Source organism: Streptomyces sp. NPDC005181, assembly GCF_040608395.1.
Lineage (GTDB): Bacteria > Actinomycetota > Actinomycetes > Streptomycetales > Streptomycetaceae > Streptomyces.
Window position 1 is genome coordinate 30,870 of record NZ_JBEXID010000007.1, and the last position, 23,782, is coordinate 54,651.

24 protein-coding genes are annotated in these 23,782 nt (G+C 71.3%); 8 read left to right on the forward strand and 16 right to left on the reverse strand.

Translation table 11 applies throughout. From position 1 onward, the window contains the following. Nucleotides 1-28 precede the first annotated feature (28 nt). Genes ABZV38_RS07030 through ABZV38_RS07045 form a run of 4 tightly spaced genes read right to left on the reverse strand, consistent with a single transcriptional unit; the run spans nt 29 to nt 4,156 of the window. Nucleotides 29-829 (reverse strand): alpha/beta hydrolase, encoded by an 801-nt coding sequence (locus ABZV38_RS07030; RefSeq protein ID WP_356325365.1) that lies wholly within the window; start codon nt 827-829, stop codon nt 29-31. Continuing rightward, a complete protein-coding gene (locus ABZV38_RS07035) occupies nt 826-1,662 on the reverse strand; it encodes an aspartate dehydrogenase domain-containing protein (protein WP_356325367.1) in 837 nt (278 codons plus the stop codon). The genes ABZV38_RS07030 and ABZV38_RS07035 overlap by 4 nt, the downstream gene beginning before the upstream one ends. Further along, the gene (locus tag ABZV38_RS07040; protein WP_356325369.1) at nt 1,659-2,645 is read right to left on the reverse strand and encodes a VOC family protein; all 987 of its coding nucleotides are present in this window, start codon (nt 2,643-2,645) and stop codon (nt 1,659-1,661) included. Before ABZV38_RS07040 ends, ABZV38_RS07035 begins: the two co-directional genes overlap by 4 nt. Nucleotides 2,646-2,674: 29 nt before the next feature. Beyond that, nucleotides 2,675-4,156, reverse strand: coding sequence for an aldehyde dehydrogenase (locus ABZV38_RS07045; protein WP_356325371.1), 1,482 nt, complete (start codon nt 4,154-4,156; stop codon nt 2,675-2,677). 322 nt (nt 4,157-4,478) lie between these two features. Between ABZV38_RS07045 and ABZV38_RS07050 the strand changes: the two genes are divergently transcribed. Next, nucleotides 4,479-5,918: an MFS transporter gene (locus ABZV38_RS07050; RefSeq protein WP_356325374.1), complete on the forward strand. Its 1,440-nt coding sequence runs from the start codon at nt 4,479-4,481 to the stop codon at nt 5,916-5,918. A gap of 22 nt (nt 5,919-5,940) precedes the next feature. On the opposite strand, the gene ABZV38_RS07055 is transcribed toward ABZV38_RS07050, so the two are convergent. After that, a complete protein-coding gene (locus ABZV38_RS07055) occupies nt 5,941-6,873 on the reverse strand; it encodes an SDR family oxidoreductase (protein WP_356325376.1) in 933 nt (310 codons plus the stop codon). A 118-nt stretch (nt 6,874-6,991) separates the two neighbouring features. Between ABZV38_RS07055 and ABZV38_RS07060 the strand changes: the two genes are divergently transcribed. Further along, nucleotides 6,992-7,672, forward strand: coding sequence for a TetR family transcriptional regulator (locus tag ABZV38_RS07060; RefSeq protein WP_356325378.1), 681 nt, complete (start codon nt 6,992-6,994; stop codon nt 7,670-7,672). A 58-nt stretch (nt 7,673-7,730) separates the two neighbouring features. Here ABZV38_RS07060 and ABZV38_RS07065 read toward each other — a convergent pair whose 3' ends face one another. The 4 genes from ABZV38_RS07065 to ABZV38_RS07080 all read right to left on the reverse strand — a co-directional run bounded on the left by ABZV38_RS07065 (nt 7,731) and on the right by ABZV38_RS07080 (nt 10,186). Further along, the gene (locus ABZV38_RS07065) at nt 7,731-8,315 is read right to left on the reverse strand and encodes a dihydrofolate reductase family protein (protein WP_356325380.1); all 585 of its coding nucleotides are present in this window, start codon (nt 8,313-8,315) and stop codon (nt 7,731-7,733) included. A 282-nt stretch (nt 8,316-8,597) separates the two neighbouring features. Continuing rightward, entirely contained in the window at nt 8,598-8,798 is a 201-nt protein-coding gene (locus ABZV38_RS07070) for a cold shock domain-containing protein (protein ID WP_356325382.1), read from the reverse strand. Nucleotides 8,799-8,929: 131 nt separating this feature from the next. After that, nucleotides 8,930-9,265, reverse strand: a complete 336-nt coding sequence (locus ABZV38_RS07075; RefSeq protein WP_356325384.1) for a chorismate mutase — start codon at nt 9,263-9,265, stop codon at nt 8,930-8,932. Between the two features lie 36 nt (nt 9,266-9,301). After that, nucleotides 9,302-10,186 carry an AraC family transcriptional regulator gene (locus ABZV38_RS07080; RefSeq protein WP_356325386.1) on the reverse strand — a complete coding sequence of 295 codons (885 nt, stop codon included), beginning with the start codon at nt 10,184-10,186 and terminating at the stop codon, nt 9,302-9,304. A gap of 218 nt (nt 10,187-10,404) precedes the next feature. Between ABZV38_RS07080 and ABZV38_RS07085 the strand changes: the two genes are divergently transcribed. Beyond that, entirely contained in the window at nt 10,405-12,207 is a 1,803-nt protein-coding gene (locus tag ABZV38_RS07085; protein WP_356325388.1) for a beta-galactosidase family protein, read from the forward strand. Nucleotides 12,208-12,217: 10 nt separating this feature from the next. Here the strand turns inward: ABZV38_RS07085 and ABZV38_RS07090 are convergent, their stop codons facing one another. After that, nucleotides 12,218-12,994, reverse strand: a complete 777-nt coding sequence (locus ABZV38_RS07090; protein WP_356325390.1) for a serine protease — start codon at nt 12,992-12,994, stop codon at nt 12,218-12,220. A 197-nt stretch (nt 12,995-13,191) separates the two neighbouring features. Between ABZV38_RS07090 and ABZV38_RS07095 the strand changes: the two genes are divergently transcribed. Beyond that, entirely contained in the window at nt 13,192-14,112 is a 921-nt protein-coding gene (locus ABZV38_RS07095) for a hypothetical protein (protein ID WP_356325391.1), read from the forward strand. A gap of 147 nt (nt 14,113-14,259) precedes the next feature. On the opposite strand, the gene ABZV38_RS07100 is transcribed toward ABZV38_RS07095, so the two are convergent. Further along, the gene (locus ABZV38_RS07100) at nt 14,260-15,204 is read right to left on the reverse strand and encodes an SDR family oxidoreductase (RefSeq protein ID WP_356325393.1); all 945 of its coding nucleotides are present in this window, start codon (nt 15,202-15,204) and stop codon (nt 14,260-14,262) included. Between the two features lie 86 nt (nt 15,205-15,290). On the opposite strand from ABZV38_RS07100, the gene ABZV38_RS07105 reads away from it, so the two are divergent. The 4 genes from ABZV38_RS07105 to ABZV38_RS07120 are packed head-to-tail and all read left to right on the forward strand — an operon-like array spanning nt 15,291 to nt 18,758. After that, complete coding sequence (locus tag ABZV38_RS07105) at nt 15,291-16,034, forward strand: enoyl-CoA hydratase family protein (protein WP_356325395.1); 744 nt, start codon at nt 15,291-15,293, stop codon at nt 16,032-16,034. Then, nucleotides 16,031-16,906 carry a CoA-transferase gene (locus tag ABZV38_RS07110; protein ID WP_356325397.1) on the forward strand — a complete coding sequence of 292 codons (876 nt, stop codon included), beginning with the start codon at nt 16,031-16,033 and terminating at the stop codon, nt 16,904-16,906. The genes ABZV38_RS07105 and ABZV38_RS07110 overlap by 4 nt, the downstream gene beginning before the upstream one ends. Then, nucleotides 16,903-17,667, forward strand: coding sequence for a CoA-transferase (locus tag ABZV38_RS07115; RefSeq protein ID WP_356325399.1), 765 nt, complete (start codon nt 16,903-16,905; stop codon nt 17,665-17,667). Before ABZV38_RS07110 ends, ABZV38_RS07115 begins: the two co-directional genes overlap by 4 nt. Before the next feature lie 8 nt (nt 17,668-17,675). After that, the gene (locus tag ABZV38_RS07120) at nt 17,676-18,758 is read left to right on the forward strand and encodes a nitronate monooxygenase (RefSeq protein WP_356325401.1); all 1,083 of its coding nucleotides are present in this window, start codon (nt 17,676-17,678) and stop codon (nt 18,756-18,758) included. Between the two features lie 67 nt (nt 18,759-18,825). On the opposite strand, the gene ABZV38_RS07125 is transcribed toward ABZV38_RS07120, so the two are convergent. The 5 genes from ABZV38_RS07125 to ABZV38_RS07145 all read right to left on the reverse strand — a co-directional run bounded on the left by ABZV38_RS07125 (nt 18,826) and on the right by ABZV38_RS07145 (nt 23,713). Next, entirely contained in the window at nt 18,826-20,487 is a 1,662-nt protein-coding gene (locus ABZV38_RS07125) for a DEAD/DEAH box helicase (RefSeq protein ID WP_356325403.1), read from the reverse strand. A gap of 136 nt (nt 20,488-20,623) precedes the next feature. Beyond that, nucleotides 20,624-20,827, reverse strand: coding sequence for a cold-shock protein (locus ABZV38_RS07130; protein ID WP_003969786.1), 204 nt, complete (start codon nt 20,825-20,827; stop codon nt 20,624-20,626). A 248-nt stretch (nt 20,828-21,075) separates the two neighbouring features. Further along, nucleotides 21,076-22,233, reverse strand: a complete 1,158-nt coding sequence (locus ABZV38_RS07135) for an acetyl-CoA C-acetyltransferase (RefSeq protein WP_356325405.1) — start codon at nt 22,231-22,233, stop codon at nt 21,076-21,078. A gap of 31 nt (nt 22,234-22,264) precedes the next feature. Then, nucleotides 22,265-22,876: a TetR/AcrR family transcriptional regulator gene (locus ABZV38_RS07140; protein WP_356325407.1), complete on the reverse strand. Its 612-nt coding sequence runs from the start codon at nt 22,874-22,876 to the stop codon at nt 22,265-22,267. Nucleotides 22,877-22,930: 54 nt separating this feature from the next. Continuing rightward, on the reverse strand, nt 22,931-23,713 hold the full coding sequence (locus ABZV38_RS07145) for an SDR family oxidoreductase (protein ID WP_356325409.1): 783 nt from the start codon (nt 23,711-23,713) through the stop codon (nt 22,931-22,933). Nucleotides 23,714-23,782 lie beyond the last annotated feature (69 nt).

Here is a 23,782-nt window from a genome sequence, read left to right on the forward strand (position 1 = left end):
CGTTGGTGCGGGTGGGGGCGGGCCGTCGTCACGCGGGGGTGCGGGCGACGACGTGGAGGTGGGCGCGGACCCAGGCGTTGAAGGCCTCGGGCCGTTCCTGGTTGGAGAGGTGTCCGGCGCCGGAGAGGGTGACGTACACGGACTTGGTGAGGCCGCCCGCGATGGCTTGGGATTCCTCGGTTCCGGTGACGGTGTCCTGTTCGCCGCAGAGGACGAGGGCCGGTGCGGTGATGGTGGGCAGGTCGTCGGTGAGGTCGGTCCCGGCCATCGACTCGGCGGCGTACCCGTATCCGGGGGTACGGATGGAGGCGGCCATGGTTGCCACGACCCGTTCGACGAGTTCGGCGGGGGCATCGGCGGAGACCAGGCGCGGGCCGCGGGCGGCGGCGAAGGCGTCCGGGCCTTCGGCGGCGAGCTGTGCCGCGCGGGCGCGCATGGCGGCTGCCTTGTCCGGGTGGATACCGGAGCCGCGGCTGGAGTCGGCGACGATCAGGGACTCGACGAGGTCGGGGTGGCGGGCGGCAAGGCGCAGGGCGATGACGCCGCCCCAGGAGACGCCGAGCACATGGGCGCGGCCGCCGCGGTCACGGATCAGCGCGGCCGCGGTGTCCGCGTAGCCGTCCAGGCCGGGAGCCCCGCCGGGGTCGGCGGAGGCGGCGTACCCGGGGGCGTCCCAGGCGACGACCCGTACCTGGTCGGAGAGTGCGGCCAGTTGCGGGGCAAAGGCGGCGGAGGAGGAGCCGATGCCGTGCAGGCAGAGCAGCAGCGGTGCGTCGGGGTTCCCGGCCTCCTGGGTGTGGACGGCCTCGGTGGTGAGGGTGGCGGTCACAGGATCTGTCCTGCCCGCCCGACGACGGCTGCGAGGCTGCGCAGTACGGCGTGCGGCACGACCTGGCTGGTGGCGGGGTTCGTGGCGTCGGGCCGGTGGGCGACTTCGAAGCGGTACGTGCCGTGCGGGCCGTCCGCCTCGATGACGTGCCGGGTGAGGGTGGCGGCCGGGTCGGCGACGACGACGACCTCGACGAGGTCGGGGTCGCCGGTCGCGAGTGCCACGGAGGCGGCGACGTTGGTCGACTTGGGGAACTTCACCGGGACGTCGCGGGCGGTGCCGCGCATCACTTCCACCGGTTCGGTGGTGGTCCGCAGCCGTTCGGTGAGCTCGGGGTCCATCCACGGCTGGTGGAGGGTGGCGGGCAGTTTGGTGGTGGTCAGGCGTACGGAGGTGAGGGCGCCCAGCCCCGTGACGGCCTGCAGGAGGTCGAGTCCGCCGACGGCGCCGCCGGTGAAGTAGACACGTCCGGGGCCAGCTGTGCGCAGCCGGTCGACGAGTTCGGGGTCGACGAGTGCTCCGGTGGAGGCGATCAGCAGGTCGGCGCCGCTGTCGAGGACCCGCTCGGCCCATTCCCGTACGACGGCCTGGCCGGCGGCTTCGACGATGAGGTCGCAGACGCTGAGGGCGTCCTCGAAGGACAGCTGGGGCGCGGGGGCGTCGACGAGGGGCCGGTTGTCGACGATGCAGGTCAGTTCGGCGCCGGGAATGCGACCTTCGGCGAGGGCGGTGCCGACGACACGGCCGATGGCTCCCCAGCCGACGAGTCCGATGCGTCGCGCGGGGCGGGCGGGGCGGGCGACGGGAGTGGGGCGGGTGGTGGTGGCGGTCATGCGGACACCTCGTCGGTGGCGGGGGCCAGTGGCCCGGGGTCGGGTTCGCCCGCCATGTGGCAGCGGATCTTCTGGGACGGCGGACCTGCTGTCCCCCACAGGTCGGAGAGGTCGGGGGTGCGCCGCCAGACCTTGGCGATCCAGGCGTCCTCGACGATCTGGGCGACCTCAGAGGTGTATTCGCAGACGAGTCCGGCGGGGTCGGTGAAGTACGAGAAGGTGTTGTTGCCGGGTCCGTGCCGGCCGGGCCCCCACTGGGGGTTGATGCCGTGGTGGCGGAGCCGGCCGAGGCCGCGCATGAAGTGGTCCACCGATGTCATCTCGTACGCGACGTGGTTCAGCGACGCCCATGCGGCCTGGTTGAAGGCGATGCAGTGGTGGTCGGCGTTGCAGCGCAGGAAGGCCATCTGGTGCTCGGACCAGTCGGAGACGCGCAGACCGAGGACCGAGGTGTAGAAGGCGACGGCGGCGTCGATGTCGGTGGTGTTGAGGACGGTGTGGGTGACGCCGACGGGGACGGCGGCGTCCCGGCCGCGCGGGGTGACGGCGTGTGTCTGGGCACTGAGTTCGATGAGCCGGCCCTCGGGGTCGGTGAAGCGGAGGCCGTATCCGCCGCCGACCTGGTCGAGGGGGCCGGGACCGGCGACGGGGACGATGCCCCTGGCGAGGAGGCGGCGGGCGGCCTCGTCGATCTCGGCGGGGGTGGCCACGGCGAAGGTGATGCGGCCGAGGCCGTTGCGTTCGCCGCGGGTGAGAGCGAGGACGTGGTGTTCTTCGCCGGCGCCGCGCAGCCACGCGGCGTCGCGGTCCTGCTCGACGGGTTCCAGGCCCCACACCTCGGTGTAGAAGTCGGTGGACTCGGTGAAGGCGGGGGTGTGCAGCTCGACGGAGCGCAGGGCGCGCAGCCGGGCGACGGGTTCGAGCGGGACGGCGGTGGGGCGGGTGTGGAGGTTCTCGTACGCCCCGCGGTTCTCGTGAGTCATGTGGTTCTCCGGCTCCTCGTCTGTCGGCATCAGTTGGCGGCCCAGGGCAGCGGCGTGGTGCCGGTGCCCCAGTAGAGGGACTTCTGCCGCTGGTAGCCGCGGATCAGGTCGCGGCCCTTCTCGGTGCCGATGCCGCTGTCCTTCAGCCCGCCGAACGGGGTGGAGATGCTGAACTGCTTGTACGTGTTGATCCAGACCGTTCCGGCGTCGATACGGCGGGCGACCCGCCAGGCCTTGGCGTGGTCCCGGGTCCACAGTCCGCAGGCGAGGCCGTACACGCTGTCGTTGGCCTGGGCGACGAGGTCGTCCTCGTCGTCGAAGGGCAGGGCGACGAGTACGGGTCCGAAGATCTCTTCCTGGCAGACCCTGGCGGTGTTGGGGAGGCCGTCGAGGACGGTGGGCAGGTAGTAGGCGCCGTCGCGGTAGGCGTCGCCCACGGGGGCCGCTCCCCCGCACCGGACGGTGGCGCCTTCCTCGCGGGCCAGGTCGACGTAGGCGGCGACACTGTCGCGGTGCTTGTGGTGGACGAGCGGAGCGACCTGGGTGTCCGGGTCGGTGCCGGGTCCGACGCGCAGCTTCTCGGTGCGGGCGACGAGTTCGCCGACGAATTCGTCGTACCGCGAGCGGGCGACGAAGAGCCGCGACCCGGCGATGCAGCTCTGACCGCTGGAGGAGAAGACGCCGTACATGACGCCTGCCAGGGCCTGCTCGAGGTCGGCGTCGTCGAAGACGATCGTCGGCGACTTGCCGCCGAGCTCCAGTGATACGGGGATCAGCTTGTCGGCGGCGGCGTGCGCGAGAGTGCGGCCGGTGTTCGTACCTCCGGTGAAGGTGATCTTCCCGACGGCCGGGTGTCGGACGATCGCGTCGCCGATGACGCTGCCGCGGCCGGGCAGCACGGAGAGCAGTGCGGCGGGCAGTGCAGCCTCGGTCAGTGCCTGGTGGACGAGGCGGCCGAGGGCGAGGGCGACGAGCGGGGTCCACTCGGCGGGCTTGAGGACGACCGCGTTGCCCGCGGCGAGTGCGGGGGCGAGCTTCTGGGCGTCGCTGGCGATGGGCGAGTTCCACGGGGTGATCGCGCCGACCACGCCGATCGGCTCGTGGACGCTCATCGTGACGTACGGGCCGCGGGACGGGGTGATCGCGTCCTCGGCGGTCTCCAGTGCGGCGGCGGTGTAGCGGAAGGTGCCCGCGGCGCTGAGCACGAGAGCGCGGGTCTCGGTGCGGCACTTGCCGGTGTCGGCGGTCTGCAGGGCGGAGAGCCGGTCGGCGTCGCGCTCGACGAGGTCGGCGATGCGGTGCAGCAGCCGGGCCCGCAGATGGGCGGGCAGCTCACGCCAGGCGGGGTCGTGGGCCGCGTGGACGGCGGCGGTCACGGCGTCCTCGACGTCGTCGAGGGATGCGGCGTGCACGGTGGCGATGACCTGGCCGGTGGCGGGGTCGACGGTCTCGATGGGGGCACCGCGGCCCTGCCGCCACTGTCCGGCAACCAACACTTCGTCGGCAAGCATCAGTTGGCCTCCTGCAGTCGATACGGTTACCTCAGGACTAAAAATCTAAGCGCTTAAGTAATTGATCGCAAGGCCTCTCGGTAAAAACTCTTTTGCCCTGGAGGTCTTGACGACCTCCACCCCCGGACCGATAAAACTTAAGCCCTAAGAAGCTAGGCACCTTAGAGAGCAGTCGGCGGCAGTGGGTGGTCTCACAAGCTCACGAGCCCCACACCGCCACCCCGTCCCCGTACGCTCAGCCCGTTCCCGTACACCCCCCTGCTCTCCTCCACACCTGGCTCCCCAACCGCTCCGCCCCCACCCGGAGCAGGAGGAACCCTGGATGTCCCGGCCCACCGCCGCCCCCAGCGAAGCCGTCGCCGCCCGTGACGCCATAGCCGCTCGCTTCGAGCGGCTGCCGGCCTCTCGCTGGCAGATCACCGTCCGGCTCATTGTCGGCGTCGTCACCTTCTTCGAGGCGTTCGACCAGCTGCTGATCGCGTACGCACTGCCCGAACTCCGGCAGGAGTGGCACCTGACCGACGGCGAGGCCACGTCGGTGCTCACCGTCGGCTCGGTCGGCATGCTCATCGGCGCGCTGCTGTCGGGCCGGCTGGCCGACAGGTTCGGCCGGGTCCGGGTGATCGCGTACTGCGTGGCGGCCTCGGGGCTGGCCGGCCTCGCCCTCGTCGCCTGCACGTCGCTCACCCCGTTCCTGGCGCTGCGCTTCGTCCAGGGGCTCGCGATCGGCGGCGAGGTGCCGGTCGCCGCCGCGTTCATCAGCGAAATCACCCGGAGCTTCAAGCGGGGCCGCTTCGTCCTGCTGTACGAACTCGTCTTCCCGGCCGGACTGACCGTCGGCGCCCTGGCCGCCGCGTGGCTGGTGCCCGCGGCCGGCTGGCGCGTGATGTTCGCGGTCGCGGCCGTGCCCGGACTGCTCGCGTTCCTCGTCCAGCGCACGGTTCCCGAGTCGCCGCGCTGGCTGGCGGACCGGGGACGGACGGCGGAGGCCGAGGCGGTCATGGACGAGATCGAGGCGAAGGTGTCGGCGGCAACGGGTGAACCCCTGCCGCCGCCGGTCCGCCACTCCCCCGCGCCTCCCGGGTCCCCGGCACCTCCCGGGTTCCCGGCGGCGAAAGCGGCCACCGACGCGGAGCGCACCGCCACCGGTCTGCGCTCCCTGTTCACCGGCCGCTACCGCCGCCGCACCCTGGTGGTGGGCGCGATCTGGTTCACCGGCTACTTCGTCAACTACGGCGTGACGTCCTGGCTGCCCAGCATCTACAAGGACGGGTACGGCCTCACACTCTCCGACGCCCTGCTCTACTCCACGGTCACCTCGGTCGCCGGACTGCTCGGCTGCCTGCTGGTGGCCCTCACCGTGGACACCCTCGGCCGCCGCAGGATCTTCGCGATCTTCCTGGGGGGCTCCGCCGCGCTTCTGCTGACTCTGGCCGCGCTCGGCGCCCACACCCCCACCCAGGTCCTGATCTGGACCTCGCTGTCGGCCGTCGGCTTCTTCGGCTCCAACATCTGCCTGTACCTGTACACACCGGAGCTGTACCCGACCCGGATGCGCGCCCTCGGCTGCAGTGTCGGCGGCGCGGTCAACCGCCTCGGCGTGATTCTGGGTCCGATCCTGGTCGGTGCGGTCTACAACGCCGGGAACAACGTCGCCGCGGTCTTCGTGATGCTCGGTGCGGTGGCGCTGGTCGGCGCGGTGGTGGCGGGCGCCCTCGCCGAGGAGACGGCCAACCGGCCACTGGAGGAGATCTCCCCCTGACCACCCCGCGCGCCGGGATGAATCACACGGTGGTGACGGGCAGCGCGACACCGGTGAGGCGTTCGGCCTCGGACCACAGGCGAGCGTTGGCCGCGGCGTCGAGGGCCCTGCGGGTGATCCGGGCGGTGGCGGTGGGGCCGACCAGGCCGAATCGTCCGCCCGGACCGTAGTAGCCGCCCGCGACGGCATCGGGGTCGGTCGCGGCATACAGCAGCGGCTCGGCGCCCTGCTCGACCCCTTGCGAGGGCAGAAAGTCAATGGCACCGACCAGCGCGTGCAGACGCGACGGCTTGCCGCGGCCCAGGCTTGCACCGGCGGTCTGGAGGTTCGTCCGGGTGTAGCCGGGGTGCGCGCCGGTGCTCAACAGGCCCCAGCCGCGCTCGGCGGCGATGTCGGCGAGCTGCCGGGTCAGCATGAGGTCGGCGAGCTTGGACTGGGCGTAGGCGAGGTTGGGGCTGTAGCGGCGGCGCTCCCACTGCAGGTCCTCGAAGTGGACCCGGCCGTAGTTGGCCGTGCCGCTGCTCATGGTGGCCACGCGCGGCGCCGGGGCGGCGAGCAGCAGCGGCAGGAGCCTCAGCGTCAGGGCGAAGGGGCCGAGGAAATTGCTGCCCAGCTGCAGTTCGAAGCCGTCGGCCGTGGTCATGCGGGTGGGCGGTGCCATCACCCCGGCGTTGTTGAGGAGCAGGTCCAGAGGGGTGCCGTCGGCGATCAGCCCGTCGGCGAACTCCTCGACGGATGCCAGGTCGGCCAGGTCGATCCGGCGCACTTCGAGCCAGGCGTCCGGATGCTGCGCCAGGATCTCGGCGCGGGCCCGCTCTCCCTTGGCGACCGTACGGACGGCCATCACGACCCGTGCGCCGGCGGCGGCGAGGCGGCGGGCGGCCTCCTTACCGGTGCCGCTGTTGGCTCCGGTGACGACGGCGAGCCTTCCGGTCTGCTCGGGGACGACGTACATGGTGGCTCCCTCGGTGTTCAGTACGGAACACTTCGCAACAGACCATCGGTCCGTTACATCGCAAGCTAGCAGACCGCTGGTTCGATAACAACAGACCGAGGGTCTGTAGGCTGGGGGCATGTCGACACCCTTCCAACGCGCACGCAGCGAGGAGCAGCGAGCCGTACGCCGGCAGGCGATCCTGGACACGGCGGCAGCGATGCTGACCGAGATGCCCGTGGCGCAGGTGAGCCTCAACGAGCTGAGCCGGCGCGTCGGCCTGGCGAAGTCGAACGTGCTGCGCTACTTCGAGTCCCGCGAGGCGGTGCTGCTCGAACTGCTGGACGTCGCGTCGACGGAGTGGCTGGAGCAGCTCGCCACCGAACTCACCGCCGCGGTCGACGCCGACGCGCCCCCGGCCGAGCGCGGCGACCAGGTGGCCGCCACGCTCGCGACGTCGCTGGCGGCCCGCCCCGTGCTGTGCGATCTGATCAGCGCCCAGGCCGCGGTGCTCGAACGCAATGTCTCCCCGCAGGTGGCCGCGGAGTACAAGCGCACAGCGATCACGAATGTCGGGGTACTGGCCCGGCTGGTTGCCGGACACGTGCCGGGGCTGAGCGAGGACACCGCGATGCGGTTCGCCGGCGCGGCCGTCATGGTGACCGGCGCGGTGTGGACGCATTCACAGCCGTCGGCCGCGATGCTGGCGGCCTACGAGGCCGATCCCGCACTGGCGGCCATGCGGCTCGACTTCACGGCGACACTCCGCGAGGTACTCGAAGTACTGCTCACCGGGGTGCGGGCCCGCGCATCGTCCTGAGCGCGCGGACGGACGCGCGGACGGAGCCTGCCGTGGCCGGGCAGCTCCGTGCGGGAGATCATCGCCCTGCCGCAGCGCACTCCTCGGGACGCCGGTAGTGGAGCAGAACGACCCCGTTGCCGAAGCTCCGGGTCCCGGCGAGTCGCAGATCGCTCTTCGCGTCCGTCGGCCGGAACAGTGGCTTGCCCCGGCCGATGAGGACCGGATGAACATAGACGCGGTACTCGTCGATCAGATCGTGCTTCCTGAAGGCCGCGGCAAGATCGGCGCCGCCGAGGGCCAGATCCCCGCCCGGCTGCGCCTTGAGCGCCAGGATCTCCTCGGGGACGACGCCCCGCACGACGGTGGTGTTCCAGTCGGCCCGCTCCAGAGTCCTGGAGAAAACGAACTTGGGCATGTCCCGCCAGATACCGGCGAACTCCGCCACCGGCCCGGCATTCGAGGGGTCGGCGTCGGCCGTCGGCCAGAACTCGGCCATCAGCTCATGGGTGACACGACCGCTCAGGAAGCCGCCCATCGCGCTGAGTTGGTCGTTGAAATGACTGTGCAGCTCGTCGTCGACCAGGTGCCAGCCGATGTCGCGGTCCGGCCCCTCGATGAATCCGTCGAGGGACACCGACAGCATCAGGATGATCTTTCTCATCACGGTCCTCGCCAACCATCGCGGTCCGGGGGGGCGGCTCGGGCCGGACATGCGCCGACCGGGGCCTGCCGAGCAAGCGGTCAGCCGCCGGGCGCCTCGACGGGAAGGTCCCGCTCGAAGCCGCGACGGTCAGTTCCTTGTCGTACGCGACGAAAGCCGTCAGCACAAGTGCCAGATGCTCTGCGCGCCCGGTGGGCGAGCGCCACGAGGCCGGGGAACCGTCGTGGACGGCCGTCGCGGACGGACCGGCCTCTGCTGGCCCGTCCACATCCGGAGCCGGCTTCAGATGCTGCGGACGCGATCCGCCTGCGGGCCCTTCTGGCCCTGCGTGACCTCGAATTGGACCTTCTGCCCGGCGTCCAGGGTTCTGTAACCGTCCGACTCGATCGCGCTGTAGTGGACGAACACTTCCTGTCCGCCGTCGGCTGCGATGTAGCCGTACCCCTTATCCGCGTCGAAGGACTTCACTGTGCCTTGGGCCATGGTCGTGTCTCCCTGCGGTCCGATGTCCGAGTTGCCTGACAGGCACTCCAAGACCTACCCGCCGGGACGGCCACAGCGGGGAATGCCACCCGATCAGTGGAGGCCGGCGGGCTGCAGACGGACGCCAGGGGTCATCCCTCGGGGACCGCGTCGCCGGCCGGAGGATCGCCGGCGATCCGCTCGTGGTGCCTGATCACTTCAGCGATGATGAAGTTGAGGAGTTTCTCGGCGAAGGCCGGGTCCAGTTTCGCGTTCTCCGCGAGGCGCCGCAGGCGGGCGATCTGTTCGGCTTCGCGGGCGGGGTCGGCCGGGGGCAGTCTGTGGTTCGCCTTGAGATGGCCGACCTGCTGGGTGCATTTGAAGCGCTCGGCGAGCATGTGGACAACAGCAGCGTCGATGTTGTCGATGCTTTCGCGGAGCCGGTTCAGTTCCGCGCGTACGGACTCGTCGGTGTCGCTGGTGGTCATGGTCGACGAGCTTAGACGGCCAGGTCCGGGCCCCTGCTACGGGCTGATCATCGGTGGGTGGTCCGGGTCGGGAATCGTGTCGCTCCAGCCGCCCGGCACGGCGCGGCCCTGCTGTTCGCGGAAGCGGACCGGGGCGGTGCCGACACGGCGGGCGAACAGGCGGGAGAAGTAGGCGGGGTCGTCGTAGCCGACGCGGCGGGCGACCGCGGCGACGGGCAGTTCGGTCGCGGCGAGGAGTTCCTTGGCGCGGCCGAGCCGGATGCCCAGGAGGTAGTCCTTGGGGCTGCAGCCGGCGCCGCGTCGTACCGCGGTGCGCAGTTCGGCGGGTGTCATGTTGTGCCGGGCGGCGTGTTCGGCGACCGAGAGCGGCTGGAACGCGTCGCGGGCGAGGGCCTGCAGGACCGGGTCGCCGTCGGGGCCGACGTCGGCGCGGGCCCGGCGCAGGGCGACGAGGAGTTCATGGACGGCGGCGCCGGTCTCGACCTCCAGCAGCGGGTTGCCGCGTCGGGCCGCACGGATGATCCGGCTCACCGCAGCGCGCGGCCCCGCCGTGTCGGCGAGGGGGACGAGCGGGCGGTCCGGTTCGATGTAGCCGAGTTCGGTGTACGTGGCGGTGGCGGGGCCGGTGAAGTCGACGAAGCTCTCGTCCCAGCCGGTGCCCGGGTCTGCGCCGTAGTGGTGCGGGGTGCCGGGGGTCAGCCAGATCAGGCTGGGGGCGGTGACGGGCATCCGGCGGCCATCGGGGCCGCCGAACCAGCCGCTGCCCGAGTTGATGACGACGGCCACATGGTGGTCCAGGGTGCGGGGGCCGACGGTGGGCAGCGCGCCGTGCTGCAGGCCGACTCCCAGGCAGACGAGGCCCAGCCGGTGGTGGAGCGGGCTGGGCGTGAAGAAGCGCATCCAGGTGTGGTACGTCGACATCGGCTTTCCTTCCTCCGCTCGGCCCGGGTCGGTTCGGTGATCTGCGCATTGTGTCCAAACAGCAGCGATCTTTGTCCATGGACCGGCCGCACGCCAGGGGGCGAGGGTGGATGCAGCATTCCTCCCGGGTTCGCCCGCTCCGTGGTGCGTACCGTCGTGCGGCCTCGGGGCGCGCGGCTTCGGGGGTGGGACCGGCGCAACAGGAGAGTACGAGCACGATGGCTGACTTCACCGTGGGGGACGACCACTTCCGGCTCGACGGGAACCCCGTACGCCTGCTGTCGGGGGCGCTGCACTATTTCCGGGTGCACGAGGCGCAGTGGGATCACCGGCTTTCGATGCTTCGGGCCATGGGCCTGAACTGTGTCGAGACGTACGTTCCGTGGAACGTCCATGAGCCGGAGCCCGGTGTGTTCCGGGACGTGGCGGCGCTCGGCCGGTTCCTGGACGCGGCGCACCGGGCCGGGCTGTGGGCGATCGTCCGCCCGGGTCCGTACATCTGCGCCGAGTGGGAGAACGGCGGGCTGCCGGTCTGGGTGACGGGGCGGTTCGGGCGGCGTGTGCGCAGCCGCGATGCCGGGTATCTGGGGGCGGTCGAGCGGTGGTTCGCGCAGTTGCTGCCGCAGGTGGTGGAGCGCCAGATCGACCGCGGCGGCCCGGTGATCATGGTCCAGGTGGAGAACGAGTACGGCAGCTACGGCACCGACGGGGTCTATCTGCAGCGGCTGGCGGACATGCTGGGCGAGCACGGGGTGAGTGTGCCGCTGTTCACGTCCGACGGGCCGGAGGACCACATGCTGACGGGCGGTTCCGTGCCGGGCCTGCTCGCCACGGCGAACTTCGGGTCGGGGGCGCGTGCGGCGTTCGAGGTGCTGCGCCGGCATCAGCCGAAGGGGCCGCTGATGTGCATGGAGTTCTGGTGCGGCTGGTTCGGGCACTGGGGTGCTCCGCCGGTCGTGCGGGAACCGGCACAGGCCGCCGACGCGCTGCGGGAGATCCTGGAGTGCGGGGCGTCCGTGAACATCTACATGGCGCACGGGGGGACGAATTTCGCGGGCTGGGCGGGGGCCAACCGGTCCGGTTCGCTGCAGGACGAGGATTTCCTGCCGACGGTGACGTCGTACGACTACGGCGCCCCGATCGACGAGTACGGGCGGCCCACGGAGAAGTTCTGGCTGTTCCGGGAGGTCCTCGCCGAGTTCGCGGACGGTCCGCTTCCTGATCTGCCGCCGGAGCCGGCCGGGCTCGCGGCGCCGGTTCGGGCGGAGCTGACCGGGTGGGTGCCGCTGTCCGGCGTGCTGGAGGCGCTGGGCGACCCGGAACCGGCGGAGTCCGGTGTTCCGCCGACGTTCGAGGAGTTGGGCGTCGACCGGGGCCTGGTGCGCTATCAGGTGGATGTTCCGGGTCCGCGGCAGCCGTACACACTGGGTGTGACGGGGCTCCGGGACCGGGCCGTGGTGTACGTGAACGGCGTTCGGGAAGGCGTACTGAGCGACGAGAGCGCCACCCTCGACGCGCCGGTGGCCGGGCCTGCGTCCGTCGAACTGTGGGTGGAGTCGCTGGGCCGGGTCAACTACGGGCCGCGGCTGGGTGAGCCGAAGGGCATCACGGGCGGGGTGCTGCACGAGCGGCAGTACCTGCACGGTGTACGGGCCAGGGCGCTGCGGCTGGCCGCGTTCGAGGTACCGGGCGCCGTGGCCGGGGTGCCGTTCGGGGATGTCGTGGAGGGGCGCTCCGGGCTGTACCGGGGGTCTTTCGAGCTGACGGAACCGGGTCACACCGATCATGCGGGCCTCGAACTGCCGTGCTGGACACGCGGGTTCGTCTGGGTGAACGGCTTCTGCCTGGGCCGCTACTGGTCGGCGGGCCCGCAGCGGACGCTGTACGTGCCGGGTCCGGTGCTGCGGGTGGGCGCCAATGAGGTGTGGGTGCTGGAGGTGGAGGGTGCGGGGGCACCGTATGCGGAGCTGGGTCCGGGTGTGCCCGTCCGCACGGACACACCCGGAGAAGTTCGGAGCTGAGGGTGCGGCGTCAGAGCGTGGCTGCCGCGGAGGCGATATTGGCGGCGAAGGTCGAGACCTCGCTGTACACACCGGGGTAGCCGGGCTCGGCGCAGCCCTGGCCCCAGCTGACGATGCCCACCTGGATCCAGGCTCCGGCATTGTCCTTGCGGAACATGGGGCCGCCGGAGTCACCCTGGCAGGTGTCCACACCGCCGGTGTCGAAATACCCGGCGCAGATCTCGTCGCCGGGGACGAGATCGCTGCCGTACGCGTCCTGGCAGTCGGCGTCGGAGACGAACGGCACAGTGGCCTTCAGCAGGTGGCGCTGCTGGCCGCCGCCCTCGGTGGCGGCGCCCCAGCCGGCGACGGTGAAGGTGCCGTTGTTGTACGTGGTGCTGGTGGCGATCTTCAGGGTGGGCAGGTCGATGGGCTTGGCGAGTTTGATCAGCGCCCAGTCCTTGCCCATGCCGTTGTAGCCGGGGGCCTGCAGGACCTTGGTGGACTTGACCTTGATCGCGCCGGCGGACTGCAGGTCGACGACGCCGGCCGTGGCGGTGATGGAGGTGTTGTTGCCCGAGCCGTTCACACAGTGCGCAGCGGTGAGGACGATGCTCTTGGTGTAGAGGGCGCCGCCACAGCCCATGGAGAGCCGGACCATGAAGGGGAACTCACCCTGGGCGGCGCGGGTTCCGCCGACGACGGGCGTCGGGGCGGCGGACGCTCCGGCGGGCTGCAGGCTGACGGCGGCGAGGACCACCGCGGCTATGACGGAGCATCTTTTCAGGGTGCGCAGAAGCTGCTTCAACGAAGTGCCTTCTTTCGTGGGGGGTGCGTGGGGGGTACGTGGGGGGTGGATCGGCATGTGCCCGACAAGGGCATGAGCCGGATTATCGGGAAGCGATCACAGACCCCACAAGGTCCACTTTTCGGCCAACGTCACGGGCGGTCCTCGCGCCCGTCCTCGCCGCCGATCGGCCCGCATCCGCTTACAGTGGAGGCCGGTTGAGCGTCACAGATGGGGGTGCGGACGTGCCGAACGACAGTCCGGTGGTGCACGGCTTCCCTCATCTCGACACCGTCCGGTCCGCGATCACCGCGCTGTACCGGAGGCTGTCGTACGACGGTGTCCGCAGTTACGCCCCGAGCCTCGTGCCCGCCGACGCCGCCTTCTCCGACCAGGACGATCTGTATCTCGGCGCCCAGCGGGTGGCGCGGGCGATGGTCCAGCACCTGCATCTGCCGGACGCCCGCATGATCGTCGCGTTCCGGGCGATGGAGCATGCGGGGAGTGTCGAACTGGCGGCGGGCCCCGAGTACTTCATCGAGCTCAACGACCGCTTCCGCACCCACCGCAGGGACATCGGCGCCGCGCTCTCGCACGAGGTCATGCATGTGCTGCTGCACCGGCTCGGCCTGGAGTTCCCCGGTACCCGCGACAACGAGATCCTCACCGACACCGCGGCGACGTATCTGGGCGCGGGCTGGCTGCTGCTCGACGCGTTCCGGGAGGACGCCACGTCCAGCCAGAAACTCGGCTACCTCACCCCGGAGGAGTTCGGATACGTCCTGGCCAAGCGGGCATTCGCCTTCGACGAGGATCCCGCACCGTGGTTCACCAGCCCGCAGGCCTACGAGGCGTTCGCGGCAGGGCGGGACCGGGCGCTGCGGGACACCCGGCAGCCGCCGCTCCTGGCGGCAGGCTGGGCGGGCCGCCACCGTTATGCGAAGGACCGGCGGCACGCCCAGGACCATCCGGGCGTCCCCGCGGCCCCCGGTGTTCCGTACACCTTCGAGGGCGGTCCGGACGGACTGCGGGTCTCCTTCGCATGCCCGACGTGCCACCAGCGCATCCGGGTCCCGGTGCGGGGCCGGGTACGGGCGCGGTGCGGGTTGTGCCGTACGGTGCTGGACTGCAACACGTGAGCGTGGGCGGTGGGGTTGGTGCGCCCGCGTCGAGCGGTGTCCTCTGCCCGCCGCTTCCCGGCACCAGGGGAGCTGCCCCGTAACCCCCGCTCCTCGGGTCGCCGGAGGGGCTGGTTCTCCCGCCGTTGCCGGGCACCTTTCCGCCCGTCACCGCACCCCGTACACCGGCCGCCCCTCCCCCGCCTCCGCCAGCAGCTTCCGTGCGGCCTCCCCCGCCTCCACGGGCGCCCACCGTGCGCCCCGGTCCACGGAAGGGCCCGGGCGCCAGCCCTCCATCACCGTGATCCGGCCCGCCTCCGCCTCGAAGACCCGCCCGGTCACCCCGTCGCTCGCGGCCGAGCCCAGCCACACCACCAGTGGTGACACGTTCTCGGGCGCCATCGCGTCGAACGCCCCCGTCCCCTCCCCCGGCGCCGCCATCGTCTCCGCGAACGTCTGCTCGGTCATCCGGGTGCGGGCCGCCGGGGCGATCGCGTTGACCTGGACTCCGTACCGGCCCATCTCCGCCGCGGCGACCAGTGTCAGGCCGACGATGCCGGCTTTCGCGGCGGAGTAGTTGCCCTGGCCGACGCTGCCGAGCAAGCCCGCACCCGAGGTGGTGTTGATGACCCGGGCGACGGAGGTGCGGCCCGCCTTGGTCTCGGCCCGCCAGTGCGCCGCCGCGTGTTTCAGCGTGAGGAAGTGACCCTTGAGGTGGACGCGCATCACCGCGTCCCAGTCGTCCTCGTCCAGGTTGACGAGCCTCCGGTCGCGCAGGAAACCCGCGTTGTTGACCAGTGTGTCCAGCCTCCCGTAGGTGTCCAGCGCGGCCCCGATCAGCGAGGCCGCGCCCGCCTCGGTCGCGATGTCACCGCCGTGGGCCACTGCCGCGCCGCCCGCCGCCTCGATCTCGTCGACCACCTGCCGGGCCGGTCCGCGGGACGCCCCGCCGGCCCCGTCGAGTCCGACGCCCAGGTCGTTGACCACGACCTTCGCCCCCTCGGCGGCGAACGCGAGGGCATGGGCCCGGCCGAGCCCCCGCCCGGCCCCCGTCACGATCACCACACGGCCCGCGCAGAGCCCCGTGCCATGTCCGTCGTTGCTTGCGGTCATCTCACATCTCCTTGTTGGCGATGCGGGGGCAGGCTGCTACCTTCCACACCTAACAAATGTTTGGTGGAAAGGTAGCTGATCCGCTCATGGGTGTCTCCACCGCAAGCCCCGTCAAGGGCGTATCCGTCGTCACCGTCGACCACCCGCCGGTCAACGCCCTGCCCGTGCGGAGCTGGTACGACCTCGCGGACGCGCTCCGTGCGGCGGGCCGCGACCCCGAGGTCCGCTGCGTCGTCCTGGCCGCCGCCGGGCGCGGGTTCAACGCGGGCGTCGACATCAAGGAGATGCAGCGCGACTCCGGGCACGACGCCCTGATCGGCGCCAACCGCGGCTGCTTCGAGGCGTTCGCCGCGGTGTACGAGTGCGAGGTGCCGGTCGTCGCCGCGGTGCAGGGCTTCTGTCTCGGCGGCGGTATCGGCCTGGCCGGCAACGCCGACGCGATCGTGGCGAGCGACGACGCGACATTCGGCCTGCCCGAGCTGGACCGGGGCGCGCTCGGCGCCGCGACGCATCTCGCCCGGCTCGTCCCGCAGCATCTGATGCGCGCGCTGTACTACACCTCGCGCACCGCCACGGCCGCCGAACTGCACGCCCACGGTTCGGTCTGGAAGGTCGTGCCGCGCGCCGGACTCCAGGACGCGGCACTGGAACTGGCGGGCGAGATCGCCCGTAAGGACGGGTATCTGATCCGGCTCGCCAAGGCCGCCATCAACGGCATCGACCCGGTGGACGTCCGCCGCAGCTACCGCTTCGAACAGGGCTTCACCTTCGAGGCCAACCTCAGCGGAGCCGCCGACCGCGTCCGTAACACCTTCGGCAAGGAGGCATGACGGTGACCGACAAGACCATGGCGGCCGACGAGGTCGTCTCCCGGCTCAGCAGCGGCATGACGATCGGCATCGGCGGCTGGGGCTCGCGCCGCAAGCCGATGGCGCTGGTGCGGGCGCTGCTCCGGTCCCGGATCACCGATCTCACCGTGGTCTCGTACGGCGGCCCCGACGTCGGCCTGCTCGCCGCCGCCGGCCGGATCCGCAGACTGGTCGCGGCCTTCGCCACTCTCGACTCGATCCCGCTCGAACCGCACTTCAGAGCGGCCCGCCAGCGCGGCGACCTCGAGCTGACGGAGGTCGACGAGGCGATGTTCATGTGGGGGCTGCACGCCGCCGCGAACCGGCTGCCGTTCCTGCCCGTCCGGGCAGGTATCGGATCGGACGTCATGCGGGTCAACCCCGGCCTGCGTACGGTGCGTTCGCCGTACGAGGACGGCGAGGAGTTCGTCGCGATGCCTGCCCTGCGCATGGACGCGGCGCTGGTCCACCTGAACCGCGCCGACCGGTTCGGCAACGGCCAGTACCTCGGGCCCGACCCGTACTTCGACGACCTGTTCTGCGAGGCCGCCGACACCGCGTACGTCTCCTGCGAACGGCTCGTCGAGACCGCCGAACTCACCGCGCGGGCCGCCCCGCAGACCCTGCTCGTCAGGCGGCACGCGGTCACCGGCGTCGTCGAGGCCCCGAACGGCGCGCACTTCACCTCCTGCGCCCCCGACTACCCGCGCGACGAGGCGTTCCAGAAGGCGTACGCCACCGCGGCCGCCGACCCGGCCGCCTGGGCGGCGTTCACCGCCCGGTTCCTGCCCGCGGACGGCAGCGAGAAGAGCTATCGGTCGGCCGTCCGGACCTGGCACGAGGAGCAGAAGTGACGACCCCTGAGACCACGCCCCCCGGGATCCGGACCGCCACGCGCGCCGAGTACTGCGTGATCGCCTGCGCCGACGCCTGGCGTGACAACGGCGAGGTGCTGGCCAGCCCGATGGGCCTGATCCCGTCGGTCGGCGCCCGCCTCGCCAAGCGCACCTTCTCGCCCGATCTGCTGCTGACCGACGGCGAGGCGATGATCGTCGGTCTCGACGGCACGCCCGAGGGCTGGCTGCCGTACCGCCGGCACCTGGCCATGGTCACCGGCGGCAGGCGCCACGTGATGATGGGCGCCGGCCAGATCGACCGGTTCGGCAACCAGAACATCTCCTGCATCGGCGACTGGGAACAGCCCGCACGCCAGCTGCTCGGCGTGCGCGGCGCCCCCGTCAACACCCTCAACAATCCGGTCAGTTACTGGATCCCCAAGCATTCGCCCCGGGTGTTCGTCGAGCGCGTCGACATGATCAGCGGGGTCGGTTACGACAGTGCGGCGGCCGCCGGCCCGTCGGCGACCCGCTACCACCGCATCCCGCGTGTCGTCACCGACCTCGGCGTCCTCGACTTCGCGACCGCGGACCGCTCGATGCGCCTCGCCTCGCTGCACCCGGGCGTCACCGCCGACCAGGTCCGCGAGGCCACCGGCTTCGCGCTGACGATCGCGGACGACGTCCCGTACACCCGCGAGCCGACCCCCGAGGAGCTCCTGCTGATCCGCGAGGTGATCGACCCGGAGGGCGCCCGCAACCGCGAGGTCGGGGCCTGATGGATCCGATGCGCACGCCCCTCACCGAGCTTGTCGGCGTCCGCTACCCGATCGTGCAGACCGGCATGGGCTGGGTCGCCGGGCCCCGGCTGGTCTCCGCCACCGCCGAGGCGGGTGCGCTGGGCATTCTGGCTTCCGCGACGATGACCGTGGAGCAGCTGCGCGCGGCAGTACGGGAGGTCAGGTCCCGTACACAGGCACCGTTCGGGGTCAATCTGCGCGCCGACGCCGGTGATGCGCGCGAGCGCATACGGATCATCGTCGACGAGGGCGTGAAGGTCGCGTCGTTCGCGCTGGCCCCGTCGAAGGAGCTGATCGCCGAACTGAAGGACGCGGGGGTGGTCGTCGTTCCGTCGGTCGGCGCCCGGCGTCATGCCGAGAAGGTCGCGGCGTGGGGAGCGGACGCGGTGATCGTCCAGGGCGGCGAGGGCGGCGGGCACACGGGCGAGGTGGCGACGACGGTGCTGCTGCCTCAGGTGGTGGATGCGGTGGACATCCCGGTGATCGCGGCGGGCGGCTTCCACGACGGCCGCGGGCTGGTCGCGGCGCTGGCGTACGGGGCTGCGGGCATCGCGATGGGCACGCGGTTCCTGCTGACGTCGGACTCGACGGTCCCGGACGCGGTGAAGGCCCGCTATCTGGCGGCGGGTCTCAGGGACGTCACGGTCACCACGGCGGTGGACGGGCTGCCGCACCGGATGCTGCGTACGGAGATGGTCGCCGCGCTGGAGCACGCGGGCCGCACCAGGACCCTGGTCCAGGCGGTGCGCCGGGCGGCGGGCTTCAGGCGGATCTCGGGGCTCAGCTGGTCCCGGATGGTGCGCGACGGCCTCGCGATGAGGCACGGCAAGGATCTGTCCTGGAGCCAGGTGCTGCTGGCGGCCAACACCCCGATGCTGCTGAAGGCCTCCATGGTCGACGGCCGGACCGATCTGGGGGTGATGGCGTCGGGCCAGGTGGCGGGCGTCATCGAGGACCTGCCGAGCTGTGCGGAGCTGGTGGACCGGTTGATGAAGGAGGCACAGCGGACGTTGGAGGCATTGACCTCGATCGCCGGACAGGCGGATACATCAAGCCTGTCCGGCGATTGAGACCGGGATGCGGGGCAGAGTCCCGGTGCGGTGACCCGGTCGGCCGGTCACCGCACCGCGTACGCTGCTACGCCGCCCTGCGGCCTCGCGCGGCCGCGCTGCCATTGCTTCGCCCGGAGCCACCCGCACGCCCCGAACCTGCTGCGCCCGAACCGTTGCCACGGCTCGCGCCGCCGGCCCGCGCCGCACCGCTCGAGCGCATCTCGCCACCGCCCTGCGCAGACCCGGCACCGGCACCGGCTCCGCCGCGACGGCCACGGCCCCGGCTGCCCGCGCGGAACGCACCGCCGGCACCGGCACCCGCACCGCCCGACCGCGTACGCGCCTTCGGCTGCGTCGGCTGCGTCGGCTGGGGAACCTCGACCACGACCGCGATGCCGGACGGCTCACGGGCCCCGGTGATCCGCGTGAGTTCCTCGTCGCTGGACTTGATCCGCGTGGTCCGCGGAGCAATGCCCGCGTCGGCCATCAGCCGGGTCATCTCGCGCTTCTCCTCCGGCAGCACCAGCGTGACGACGCTGCCGGACTCCCCGGCGCGCGCCGTGCGCCCACCGCGGTGGAGGTAGTCCTTGTGGTCCGTCGGCGGGTCCACGTTCACCACCAGGTCGAGGTCGTCGACGTGGATGCCACGGGCCGCGACGTTGGTCGCCACGAGCGCGGTGACCTGACCGTTCTTGAACTGGTCGAGCGTCCGGTTGCGCTGCGGCTGGGACCGTCCGCCGTGCAGAGCGGCAGCCCGTACACCGCTGGCCAGCAGCCGCTTGGCGAAACGGTCGGCGGCCCGCTTGGTGTCCACGAACATGATCACCCGGCCCTCGCGGGCGGCGATCCTGGTGGCGACGGCCTTCTTGTCGGTCTCGTCGGCCACATGCAGCACGTGGTGCTCCATGGTGGTGACGGCGCCCGCAGACGGGTCGACCGAGTGCACGACCGGGTCGGTCAGGAACATCTTGACCAGCCGGTCGATGTTCTTGTCCAGGGTCGCTGAGAACAGCATCCGCTGACCGTCCGGCTCGACCTGCTTGAGCAGCGCGACGACCTGCGGCATGAAGCCCATGTCGGCCATCTGGTCGGCCTCGTCGAGGACGGTGATGGAGACCTGGTCGAGCCGGCAGTCACCACGCTCGATGAGGTCCTTCAGCCGGCCGGGCGTGGCGACGAGCACCTCGGCACCGCGTCGCAGCGTGCCGGACTGCTTGGTGATCGACATGCCGCCGACGACGGTGGCGAGGCGCAGGTTCACGGACGTCGCGTACGGCGTCAGCGCGTCGGTGACCTGCTGCGCGAGCTCGCGGGTCGGGACAAGAACGAGCGCCAGCGGGGCGCGCGGCTCGGAGCGACGGCCGGCGGTGCGGGCGAGGAGCGCGAGGCCGAAGGCCAGGGTCTTGCCGGAGCCGGTGCGGCCGCGGCCGAGGATGTCCCGGCCGGCGAGCGAGTTCGGCAGGGTGGCGCCCTGGATCGGGAACGGGTCGGTGACGCCCTGTGCGGCAAGGGTCTTCAACAGGGCGGCGGGCATGTCCAGCTCGGCGAACGCCTCGACGGCGGGCAGTGCGGGGGTCATGGATTCGGGCAGGGCGAATTCGCCCTGCGGCGGCGTGGCCCTGCGACGGGGCGACGCCTTGCCGGATCCCTTGCCGGAACCCTTGGCGGTTGCCTGTGCCGGGGCCGTGCCGCGCCCCCTCGACGGGCGAGTGCGGGCGGGTCGGTCCTGGCGTTCGGAGCGGGTCATACGGAATTGCCCTCCTGGGGATTCCTGGGAACTACGGGAGGCTGCCCGGGACTTTCCGCGCACCCCCGGGACAGCACAAGCCGGGACCCGCACCTTCACGGTGCGGGCCCCGGCTGCGAGGTACGCGTCGCGGCAATTAGGCCGGGACGATGTTCTCCGCCTGCGGGCCCTTCTGGCCCTGCGTGACGTCGAAGGAGACCTTCTGGCCCTCCTGGAGCTCACGGAAGCCCGAGGTGGCAATGTTGGAGTAGTGGGCGAAGACGTCGGCGCCGCCGCCGTCCTGCTCGATGAAGCCGAAGCCCTTTTCCGAGTTGAACCACTTCACGGTTCCAGTAGCCATGTCATTCTCCTAAAGAGGTGCAGTGCCGGAAATCCGCACTTTACGAATTCCAAGTCGCCGCATTGAGCCCCATCCGGAGAAAGCCGGAAAACAATAATGCGCCTGAGGAAGCATTCCCGTCAGGCGCACATAAAGTTCATGGGTACCAAAACTGCAACTCGGCAACCGTAGCACGTTCTGCAGACCCGCGGTGTGATCCACCGCACGACCGCACGGCGCGGTCGTGCGGGAACCTTGGCGCGCCTGGCTCAGAGCCTTTCGATGATCGTCACGTTCGCCTGTCCGCCGCCCTCGCACATGGTCTGCAGGCCGTAGCGGCCGCCCGTGCGCTCCAGTTCGTGCAGGAGCGTCGTCATCAGACGGGTGCCGGTGGCGCCGAGCGGGTGGCCGAGCGCGATCGCCCCGCCGTTGACGTTGACCCTGTCCGGGTCGGCGCCGGTCTCCTTCAGCCAGGCCAGCACCACCGGTGCGAACGCCTCATTGATCTCGACCAGGTCGATGTCGTCGATGGTCATGCCGGCTTTCTTCAGCGCGTACGCGGTGGCCGGGATGGGCGCCGACAGCATCCGGATCGGGTCCTCACCGCGTACCGAGAGGTGGTGGATGCGGGCACGCGGGGTGAGGCCGTGTTCGGCGACGGCGCGTTCGGAGGCGATGAGCATCACGGCGGCACCGTCGGAGACCTGGGAGGAGCAGGCGGCGGTGATCGTGCCGCCGTCCAGGACCGGCGGCAGTGCGGCCATCTTCTCCAGGGTGGTGTCGCGGCGCGGCCCCTCGTCGACGGTGACGTCCCCGTACGCGACGGTTTCGCGGGCGAAGCGGCCCTCGTCGACGGCGCGGATCGCCCGCCGGTGGGAGCGGAGCGCGAACTCCTCCATGTCGCCACGGCTGATGCCCCACTTCTCGGCGATCAGCTGGGCACCGCGGAACTGGTTGACCGGCTGGTCCCCGTACCGCGCGCGCCAGCCCTCGCTGCCCGCGTACGGGCCTTCGGTGAGGCCGAGGGGTTCGGCGGCCCGACGGGAGGCGAAGGCGATCGGGATCTGCGTCATGTTCTGGGTGCCGCCCGCGACGACCAGGTCCTGAGTCCCGGAGAGGACGCCCTGGGCGGCGAAGTGGACGGCCTGCTGCGAGGAGCCGCACTGGCGGTCGATGGTGACGCCGGGGACCTCTTCGGGCAGTCCGGCCGCCAGCCAGCAGGTCCGGGCGATGTCGCCGGCCTGCGGTCCGACGGTGTCGAGGCAGCCGAAGACGACGTCCTCGACGGCCGCCGGGTCGATGCCGGTGCGCTGGACGAGGGCCCGCAGGACATGGGCGCCGAGGTCGGCGGGGTGGACGGCCCCGAGGCCTCCCTTGCGCCGGCCGACGGGGGTGCGTACCGCTTCGACGATGTAGGCCTCGGCCATGGCTGCTGCTCCTCGGTGAGCTCGGGTGGGGTCAGGTGTCGAGGGCGATGCCGTCGAGGACCATGGAGAGGTACTGGCGGGCGATCTCCTCGGGGCTGTGCTGTCCGCCGGGCCGGTACCAGGAGGCCGCGACCCAGACGGTGTCGCGGACGAACCGGTACGTGAGCCGGATGTCGAGGTCGGGGCGGAAGACCTCGGCGGCGACGCCGCGTTCCAGCGTGCCGAGCCAGGCCTTCTCGAACTTCTGCTGGGAGTCGACGAGGTAGGCGAAGCGCGGCTGGGTGGCGAGGTGCTTGGACTCCTTCTGGTAGATGGCGACGGCGGCGCGGTGCCGGTCGATCTCCCGGAAGGACTCGGTGACGAGGGCCTCGATCGTCTCGCGGGGGCCGAGATCGGCGGCGAGCACCGCGTCGTACCCCTCCCAGAGTTCGGTGAGGAAGGTGGAGAGGATCTCGTCGATCATCGATTCCTTGGAATCGAAGTGGTAATAGAGGCTGCCCGCGAGCATCCCTGCCTCGTCCGCGATCTTGCGGACGGTGGTGGCGTTGTATCCCTGCGCGGCGAAGACCTCGGCGGCGGTGTCGAGCAGTTCGCGGCGGCGCTCGGGCGAGGGGGTCACCTGGGGCTTCTTCTTGGTAGGCACCCGACCATTCTCCGCCTGTGCGATGCCCCTGCGGACGCCCCTGCGGGTGCGCGGTCAGGCATGTTGGCTGCTGACGGGGACGACTTCGCCCGTCATGTACGAGGAGTAGCCGCTGGCCAGGAAGACGATGACGTTGGCGATCTCCCAGGGTTCGGCGTACCGGCCGAAGGCCTCCTTGCGGGTCAGTTCGTCGAGGAGTCCGGCGGAAGTGACCTTCACCAGGTGCGGGTGCATGGCGAGGCTGGGGGCGACGGCGTTGACCCGCACGCCGTACGCCGCGGCCTCGACGGCGGCGCACCGGGTGAGCGCCATGACGCCCGCCTTCGCGGCCGCGTAGTGGGCCTGGCCGGTCTGGGCGCGCCAGCCGACGACGGAGGCGTTGTTGACGACGACGCCGCCGCGGCCCGCGGACCTGAGGGAGCGCAGGGCGGCGCGGGTGCAGCGGAAGGTGCCGTTCAGGGTGACGTCGAGGACCGTGGACCACTGTGCGTCGGTCATCTCGGTGAGCTCGGCGGTACCGCCGAGTCCGGCGTTGTTGACGACGATGTCGAGGCCGCCGTAGGCCCGTTCGGCGTGGGCGAAGAGGGCCTGGACCTGGGTCTCGTCGGTGACGTCGCAGGGCAGTGAGGTGACGTTTGCGGCGCCGAACTCCTCGGCGAGCGCCTGCTCGGTCTCCCTCAGCCGGCGGGCGTGGGCGTCGCCGATGACGATGCGGGCACCTTCCTCCAGGAATTTCCGGGCGGTGGCGCCGCCGATCCCGGCGCCGGCGGCCGCGGTGATGACGGCGGTGCGGCCGGTCAGCAGCTGGTGTCCCGGTATGTACTGCGGTGCGCTCACGCCCGTGCCTCCTCGGGTGCCCGGCTCCTCGACGGCCTCGTGCCCGCACGTTAACCTACCAAACACTTG